The sequence below is a fragment of the Pseudomonas sp. 21615526 genome (assembly GCF_013386245.1).
Classification (GTDB): domain Bacteria; phylum Pseudomonadota; class Gammaproteobacteria; order Pseudomonadales; family Pseudomonadaceae; genus Aquipseudomonas.
In genome coordinates this window covers 1-8338 of the sequence record NZ_JACAOM010000046.1, presented here as the reverse complement: position 1 = coordinate 8338, position 8338 = coordinate 1, and the positions used below count along the sequence as shown (strand labels likewise).

General features: G+C 63.6%; 8 protein-coding genes. All 8 read right to left on the bottom strand.

Going from position 1 to position 8338, the window contains the following annotated elements; translation table 11 throughout:
• Window positions 1-147: 147 nt before the first annotated feature.
• The 8 genes from HX786_RS15015 to HX786_RS14980 all read right to left on the bottom strand — a co-directional run bounded on the left by HX786_RS15015 (window position 148) and on the right by HX786_RS14980 (window position 8282).
• Window positions 148-1551, bottom strand: coding sequence for an amidase (locus HX786_RS15015; protein WP_178912277.1), 1404 nt, complete (start codon window positions 1549-1551; stop codon window positions 148-150).
• Complete coding sequence (locus HX786_RS15010; protein WP_102606490.1) at window positions 1548-2819, bottom strand: Zn-dependent hydrolase; 1272 nt, start codon at window positions 2817-2819, stop codon at window positions 1548-1550. The genes HX786_RS15015 and HX786_RS15010 overlap by 4 nt, the downstream gene beginning before the upstream one ends.
• A gap of 13 nt (window positions 2820-2832) precedes the next feature.
• Window positions 2833-3528 (bottom strand): ABC transporter ATP-binding protein, encoded by a 696-nt coding sequence (locus HX786_RS15005; RefSeq protein WP_087694651.1) that lies wholly within the window; start codon window positions 3526-3528, stop codon window positions 2833-2835.
• Entirely contained in the window at window positions 3528-4277 is a 750-nt protein-coding gene (locus HX786_RS15000) for an ABC transporter ATP-binding protein (RefSeq protein WP_003215756.1), read from the bottom strand. Before HX786_RS15000 ends, HX786_RS15005 begins: the two co-directional genes overlap by 1 nt.
• The gene (locus HX786_RS14995; RefSeq protein WP_087694650.1) at window positions 4274-5284 is read right to left on the bottom strand and encodes a branched-chain amino acid ABC transporter permease; all 1011 of its coding nucleotides are present in this window, start codon (window positions 5282-5284) and stop codon (window positions 4274-4276) included. Before HX786_RS14995 ends, HX786_RS15000 begins: the two co-directional genes overlap by 4 nt.
• A 1-nt stretch (window position 5285) precedes the next feature.
• Window positions 5286-6146, bottom strand: a complete 861-nt coding sequence (locus tag HX786_RS14990; RefSeq protein ID WP_003215751.1) for a branched-chain amino acid ABC transporter permease — start codon at window positions 6144-6146, stop codon at window positions 5286-5288.
• 66 nt (window positions 6147-6212) lie between these two features.
• Window positions 6213-7415, bottom strand: coding sequence for an ABC transporter substrate-binding protein (locus HX786_RS14985; RefSeq protein WP_003215749.1), 1203 nt, complete (start codon window positions 7413-7415; stop codon window positions 6213-6215).
• Between the two features lie 96 nt (window positions 7416-7511).
• Entirely contained in the window at window positions 7512-8282 is a 771-nt protein-coding gene (locus HX786_RS14980; RefSeq protein ID WP_003215747.1) for a FadR/GntR family transcriptional regulator, read from the bottom strand.
• Window positions 8283-8338: the final 56 nt, after the last annotated feature.

Below are 8338 nucleotides of genomic sequence, written 5' to 3'. Positions count from 1 at the left end.
TAATTTGCTAGGCATCAACTTACTGGACCTGACCACGAATCACGTGGGGGAGCGGGCTGGCTCGCGAACGCGGTGGTTCAGTCCCCTGAAATGTTTAATGACACACCGCCTTCGCGAGCAAGCCCGCTCCCACAGTTTGATTGTATTTCAGGTTGGGGTTTTGGGTGTTTGCAGGTGCTGGGTCGGGAAAGCCCTGGCATAAACCTGGCAAACCCTTAGCACCTGCTCATCCGCAAACCGCGCCCCCACCACATGCAGCCCCACCGGCAACCCATTGGCCGCCAACCCGCACGGCACCGACGCCGCCGGTTGCTGGGTCAGGTTGAAGGGATAGGTAAACGGCGTCCACTCCATCCATTCCCCTAGTCCCGAACCCGGCGGCACATTGTGCCCGGCCTCGAACGCGGTGATCGGCATCATCGGCGAAACCAGCACATCGTAATGCTCATGGAATGCCGCCATGCGCGCCACGAGCGCTGCCCGTGCTTCCAGCGCAGCGCTGTAATCGCTGAGGCTGATCTGTTCGCCCAGTCGGGCAATGCGCAGCAACCCCGGGTCCATCAATTGCCGCTGGGCATCGCTCAACGGCCCGGCCAGGCGTGCTGCACCGGCAAACCATAAAGTATTGAACACCTCCAGCGGATCACTGAACCCCGGATCAATCTGCTCAACATGGGCACCCAGCTGCACCAGGCCTTCTACCGCCTGGGCGACCACCCTGGCCACTTGCGGGTCCACGTCGACATAACCGAAGTTCGGGCTATAGGCGATACGCAGTCCCTTCAAATCAGCCCCGGCGTGCAACCATGGCGTGGTCCGGGGCGCGCCGATCAAACCATCCCGCGCATCCGGCTGGGCGATGGTTTGCAGCATCAGCACCGAGTCTTCCACGGTGCGGGTCATCGGCCCCAGGTGCGACAGAATCGTCATCGAACTGGCCGGCCATTGCGGCACATAACCGAAGGTCGGCTTGATGCCGAAGGTGCCGGTGAAGGCACAGGGGATCCGGATCGAGCCGCCGGCATCGCTGCCCTGGTGCAGCATGCCGAGGTTCAAGGCCGCCGCCGCACCGGCACCACCGGACGAACCGCCCGCCGTCATGCGCGTGTCCCACGGGTTGCGGGTAATGCCATACAGCGGGTTATCGGTGACGCCTTTCCAGCCGAATTCCGGTGTGGTGGTCTTGCCCAGCAATACCGCGCCGGCCTTGCGCATGAAGGCCGAGAAGGGCGCATCCACATCCCATCGACCCTCGGCGGATGTGGTACGCGAACCCTTGCGCGTCGGCATGCCGATGGTCTGCGTCAGGTCCTTGATGGAGGAGGGCACACCGTCCAGGGCCCCGCACGGCTGGCCCTTGAGCCAGCGCTGTTCCGAATCCCGCGCCGCCTTCAAGGCGCCTTCCGGGTCGACGTGGCAGTAGGCGTTGACCGCCGGGTTGTAGCGTTCGATCCGCAGCAATGCGTCTTCGGTGACCTCCACCGGCGACAGGCTTTTATCCCGATAGCGGGCCAGCAGCTCAACTGCGGTCAGGTTGGCGATATCCGTCATGCCGCTTTACCTCCTTGCGCCGCGTTGACCATGGCCCGCAGCAACACCGCGCAGCCCGCCGCCAGGTCATCCGGCGCGGCGTTCTCGATTTCGTTATGGCTGATGCCGCCTTCGCACGGCACAAAGATCATTCCGGCCGGGCCCAGTTCGGCGACGAAGATCGCGTCATGCCCGGCGCCGCTGACGATGTCCATATGGCTCAGGCCCAGGCTGCTCGCGCCATCACGCACGGCGTTGACACAGGCAGGGTTGAAATCCAGCGGCGGGAAGTCGGCAGTGGGTGTCAGCTCAAAGCTCAAGCCGTGTTGCTCGGCGGTGGCTTCGATCACCTGGCGCACTGCGTCGACCATCGCTTGCAGCTTGTCGGCGTGCAGGTGGCGCAGGTCGATGGTCATGTGCACCTGGCCGGGAATCACGTTGCGCGAGCCGGGATGCAGGCTCAGGCAACCGACGGTGCCGCAGGCATGGGGTTGTTGTTCGTGGGCGATGCGATTCACCGCGCTGACCACTTGCGCCGCGCCTACCAGTGCGTCCTTGCGCAGGTGCATTGGCGTCGGGCCCGCGTGGGCTTCGACGCCAGTGAGCGTCAGGTCGAACCACTTCTGGCCCAGGCAGCCCATGACCACGCCGATGGTGGTGGCCTGGTCTTCCAGCACCGGACCCTGCTCGATATGCGCCTCGAAATAGGCGCCCACCGGGTGGCCCAGCACGGCGCGGGAACCGGCATAGCCGATGCGCTGCAATTCAGCGCCCACCGACAGCCCTTGCTCGTCCTGCTTGTCGAGGGTTTCCTGCAGGTCGAACTTACCGGCGAACACCCCGGAACCCATCATGCACGGCGGGAATCGCGAGCCTTCTTCGTTGGTCCACACCACCACTTCAATTGGCGCTTCGGTCTCGATGTTCAAATCATTGAGGGTGCGGATCACCTCCAGGCCAGCCATCACGCCGTAGCAACCGTCGAACTTGCCGCCGGTAGGCTGGGTGTCGATATGGCTGCCGGTCATCACCGGCGCCAGTGCCGGATTACGCCCGGCGCGGCGGGCAAAGATATTGCCGATGGCGTCGACGCTGACGCTGCAGCCGGCCGCCTCGCACCATTGCACAAACAGGTCGCGGGCCTGGCGGTCGAGGTCGGTGAGGGCCAGGCGGCATACGCCGCCCTTGGGTGTGGCGCCGAGGCGGGCGAGGTCCATCAGCGATTGCCACAGGCGCTCGCGGTTGATCAGCGGGGCGTTGCTCTGGAGCGGTTGCGCAAAACTATTCATCAGCAGTCTCCGGTCAGGCACTCAGGGCCAGGTAACGGTTCTTGATCGTCGGGTCGGCGCGGAAGGCTTCGGCACTGCCTTCGTACACCACGCGGCCCTGTTCGAGGACGTAATGGCGGTCGGCGAGCTTGTCGCAGACCATCAGGTTCTGTTCCACCAGCAGCACCGGCAGGCCGTCTTCCTTGACCTTGCGCAGGATCTTCACCAGCTCGTCGACGATCACCGGCGCGAGGCCTTCGGTGGGCTCATCGAGGATCAGCAGCTTGGGATCGTTGAGCAGCGCGCGGGCGATGGCGAGCATCTGTTGCTCACCGCCGGACAGCGCGTGGCCGGCGTTTTTACGGCGTTCCCTGAGGCGCGGGAACATGCCGTACACGTCTTCCAGCTGCCAGCGGCTGGTCTTGCGCACGGCAATGCGCAGGTTTTCCTCCACCGTGAGCAGGCGGAAAATCCCGCGGTTCTCCGGCACCAGCGCCAGGCCCTGGCGGGCGATTTCGAAGATTTTCTGCCCCACCAGCGGCTGGCCGTTGAAGTGAATCTGGCCCTGGCGCGGGCAGATAATCCCGAGGATGCTGCGCAGGGTGGTGGTCTTGCCGGCGCCGTTGCGCCCCAGCAGGGTCACCAGTTCGCCAGGGTTGACGGTCAGGGACACGCCTTCAAGGACGTGGCTCTTGTCGTAGTAGGAATGGATATTGTCGACGGTCAGCATCAGGCGGCTTCTCCCAAATAGGCGGTGCGCACGCGCTCGTCGGCGCGCACGAATTCCGGTGTGCCTTCCACCAGGATCTGGCCGTGGCTCATCACGGTGATGCGTTGGCTGATGGACATGACGATGCTCATGTTGTGCTCGATCAACAGCACGGTATGGTCGCGGCCGAGGTCGCTGATCAGTTGGGTCATGATCGGGATGTCGTCGATGCCCATGCCCGAGGTGGGTTCATCGAGCATCAGCAGCTTGGGTCTGGAGCAGATCGACATGCCGACTTCCAGCACCCGCTGCTGACCGTGGGACAACTCGCCGGCCAGGGTGTCGGCGCGGGCGGTGAGTTGCAGGCGTTCCAACACCTGGTCGGCCATTTCCAGGTGTTCGCGCTTGCTGTCGACCCGGCGCCAGAAGTTCAGGGCGCGGGCGCCGTCGCGGCCCTGGGCGGCCAGGCGCAGGTTTTCGCGCACGCTGAGGTTCTGGAACAGGCTGGTGAGCTGGAACGAGCGCGCCATGCCCAGGCCGACGCGGCCGTGGGCCGGTTTGCGCATCAGGTTCTTGCCGTCGAAATGAATTGCTCCGGCGGTGGCCTGGCGTTCGCCGGTCAGGCAGTGGAACAGGCTGGTCTTGCCCGCGCCGTTCGGGCCGATGATGGTGTGGATGGTGCCGGCTTCGACCTTGAGGTTGACGCCGTTCACCGCGTGGAATGCACCGTAGGCCAGTTCCAGGTTCTTGGTTTCCAGCAGGATGCTCATGACAGCTTCTCCTTGGTCACAACGTCGGCCTTGCGGCTGCCGCGCACACGGTCGAACAGGGTCGACAGACCGCCCCACAAACCGCCGCGCATGAAGATCACCACCAGGATCAGGATCACCCCCAGCAGCATCAGCCAGCGCGGCCACAGGTCGGAGAGGAAGTCCCCCAGCAGCACGATGGAACCGGCGCCCAGCAACGAGCCGAACAGCGAGCCGGTGCCGCCGACGATGGTCATGATCAGGATGTTTTCGGACATCGCCAGGTCGATGTTCGACAGCGGCACAAAGTGCAGCAGCATCGCGTACAGCGCCCCGGCAATCCCGGTGACGGCGCCGGACAACACGAACACCAGGATCTTGAAGTGGCGGGTGTCATAGCCGATGGCCGAAGCGCGGGTTTCGTTTTCGCGAATCGCCATCAGCGTGCTGCCGAACGGCGAGGCGATCACCCGGCGGGCGCCGATGAAGATCAACAGGAACAGCACCGCGACAAACCCGTAGAACGCGCGGGCGTCGGTCAGCGACAGCAGCACGGTGTCACCGATGCGGATTTCCGGGCGCGGCACGCTGAGCAGGCCGTTGTCACCGCCGGTCCAGTCGCTCAGGGTGTAGGCGACGAAGTAGGCCATCTGGCTGAAGGCCAGGGTCAGCATCACGAAGTAAATGCCGGTGCGACGGATCGCCAGGGCGCCCACCAGGAAAGCCAGGAAACCACCGGCGACGGCGGCACCCAGCAGTGCACTGAACAGCCCCAGTTGCAGGTGAATCATCAACAGCGCCGCGCAGTAGGCGCCGGCCCCGAAGAAGATGCCTTGGCCGAACGACAGCAGCCCGGTGTAACCCAGCAGCAGGTTGCAGGCGAGGGCGGCCATGGCAAATATCAGAATCTCGGTGGCCAGGGTCGCCGAGGGCAGAATCAACGGCAGGCCGATCAACACCACGAGCACCAACAGCAGCATGTAGCGCGACTGGGTCTTGGCGAATGGCAGGGGGTTTTTTTCGCTCATGTCAGGCTCTCCCGAACAGGCCGTAAGGACGCACCAGGATCACCACGGCCATTGCGCCGTAGATCATCAGGCTCGCGCCCTGGGGCCAGAGTGTGGTCATCAGGCTTTGCACCACGCCGACCAGCAGGCCGCCCACCAGTGCACCGCTGAAGGAACCCATGCCGCCGATCACCACCACCACGAACGCCACGCCGAGGATTTCCGGGCCGACAAAGGGCTGGGCGCCGCGCAGCGGGGCGAACAGCACACCGGCCACACCGGCGAGGGCCACGCCGAGGGCGAAGGTCATGGAGAACAGGCGGAAAATGTTGGTGCCCAGCAGGGACACGGTTTCCGTGCTTTCACTGCCCGCCCGCACCAGGGCGCCGAAGCGCGTGCGTTCCAGCAACAGCCACAGGCCCAGGCCGACGAGACCGGAGAACACGATCAGGAACAGGCGGTAGTAGGGGTAGACAAAATCGCCCACCACCAGCACCCCGCGCAGCAATTCCGGTACGGCGACGCTCTTGCCCACCGGGCCCCAGATCATCACGCTGGCTTCCTGGATGATCAGGGCGATCCCCAGGGTCACCAGAATCTGGAACATGTGCGGCAAGTGATAAATCCGCTGGATCAATAATCGCTCGATCACCCAGGCCAGCGCGGCCACCACCAGCGGCGCGATCAGCAGTGCCAGCCAGAAGCTGCCGGTGAGGCTGACGGCGGTGTAACAGATGTAGGCGCCCAGCAAAAAGAACGCACCGTGGGCGAAGTTGACGAAGTTCAGCAGGCCGAAAATGATCGTCAAGCCGACCGCGATCAGGAAGTAGATCATCCCAAGGCCCAGGCCGTTGAGAATCTGGAACAGGTAAAGATTAAGCATGCAGGAACCCTCGGCAGGTGGCCGCATGAGCGGCCCTGCGCTGTGTCACCAGTAGATTTCAGCGGATCAGCCGAGCACGCAGCCCGTGGCTTCCACCGGCGGGAACGACTGGCCGGAGCTGAGCACCTTGGCCAGATCGTCCTTGTCGGCCATGTCGCCTGCGGCCTTGCCCACCAGCAGGTAGTAGTCCTTGATCACCTGATGGTCGCCGGCGCGGATCGACTCCTTGCCGGTGGGGCCTTCGTAGCTCAGGCCCTGCATGGCCTTGGCCACGGTCGGCCCGTCGAAACTGCCGGTGGAGATGATGGTTTCGAGCATGACCTTGGTGCTGATGTAGTCGGCGGCCAGCGGGTAAGTGGGGTTGATGCCGTATTTGGCCTTGGTGAGTTTCACCAGGTCACGGTTGAGCGGGGTGTCGACCTGATGCCAGTACTGAGCGCCGAGGTACACACCTTCCAGTACGTCACTGCCCAGCTCCTGGAACTGGTCGAGGCCGGCGGACCACACCAGCAACACTTTCATGCGCTCCTTGATACCGAAGTTCACCGCCTGACGCAGGGTGTTGGACGACTGGCTGCCGAAGTTCAGCAGCACCAGCACGTCGGGTTTGGCGGCGATGGCATTGGTCAGGTAGCCGGAGAACTCCTGCTCCTGCAGCGAGTGGTAGCTGTTGCCGGCGTGTTCCAGGCCATGCTCGGCCAGCACCGATTTGGCGCCTTCGAGCAGGGCTTCGCCGAACACGTATTGCGGGGTGATGGTGTACCAGCGCTTGGCGTCGGGCAGCAGCTTGATTAGCGGCACGAGGGTCTCGCGGATCGCGCCGTAGGTCGGCACCGACCAGCGGAACGTGGCGCTGTTGCAGTCCTTGCCGGTGACTTCATCGGCGCCCACCGGGGTCATGAACACGCCACCGGCCTTGCTCACTTCCTTGGCCACCGCGAGTGCCGAAGACGACAGGGTACAGCCCTGGAAAAAGCGTGCGCCGTCCTGCTGGATCGCTTCCTGGACTTTACGCACGGCCTTGCCGGCGTTGCCTTCGGTGTCGATCACTTTGTAGACCAGCGGGCGGCCGAGTAACTCGGGATGCTGTTCCACCGCGAGGCGTGAACCCATGTCGGCAAATTTGCCATAACTGGCAAAGGCGCCAGACATGGACTTGAGGCCGTAAAAGGTAAAAGGCTCGGCGGCGAATGCAGAACGCACGCTCAGCGGGAGGCTGAGGGCGGCGGCTGCGGTGAGACTGGCTTTCAACAACGTACGACGCTGCATGGGGTGACTCCCTGGATTAGTTATTGGCAGGAGTGGCAATGGCGATACGGTGGAGCACGGCCTGTGGGCAGGCCTTTTATTGGTGGAGGGTGCGGCTTAGTGGTTGTGGTCGAACTCCAGTAGAAAGTGCGGGCTGACTTCACCTTCAAGGGCGGTCATGTGGTGTTCGGCGTCGCACATGTGTTCGTGCATCAGGCTGCGTACGGTGGCTTCGTCTTCGGCCCGGAAGGCGATCAGCAGTTGTTTGTGGTAGTCGAGGTTGGCGGCGTCGAATTGCTTGCGCTTGGGTTTGTAGGCTTTTTTCAGCACGACCAGGTCACGCAGCAGGTCGTTGAGGAATTGCGCCATGAAGCTCAGCAGCGGGTTGGGGCAGGCCTTGGCCAGCAGGTTGTGGAATTCCAGTTCGGCGATGCGTTGTTCGCGTTGGCCGGCTTCGCTGTCTTCGGGGGCGCTGCAAAAATCGACGTTGTCCTGGAGGGCGCGGTAGTCGTCTTCGCTCAGGCGGCCCAGGACCGAGACGGCGAGTTCGACTTCGATGACTTTGCGCAGCTGGTAGACCTGCTCGCCGTCCAGGTGCTGGAAGTGCAGGTAGTTGCGCAGGGCGCGGCTGGCGGGTTCGGTGCCGGCCTGGTTGAGATAGGCGCCGCCGCTGGGGCCGGTGCGGGTGTTGACCAGGCCTTCGACTTCCAGCGCCTTGAGGGCTTCGCGGGCGGAGCCTTTGGAGCACTGGAAGCTTTCCATCAGTTCGCGTTCGGTGGGCAAGCGGTCGCCGGGCTTCAGGGCATCGGTGACGATGGAGCGTTTGACCGACTCGACGATCACGTCGGAGAGCTTCTGGCGTTTGCGGCGCAGCGGGCGGCTTAGCATGGTGTTTGATTGATCCTATTAATGCGGATTAATAGTACTTAATAGGGGTTTGGGGT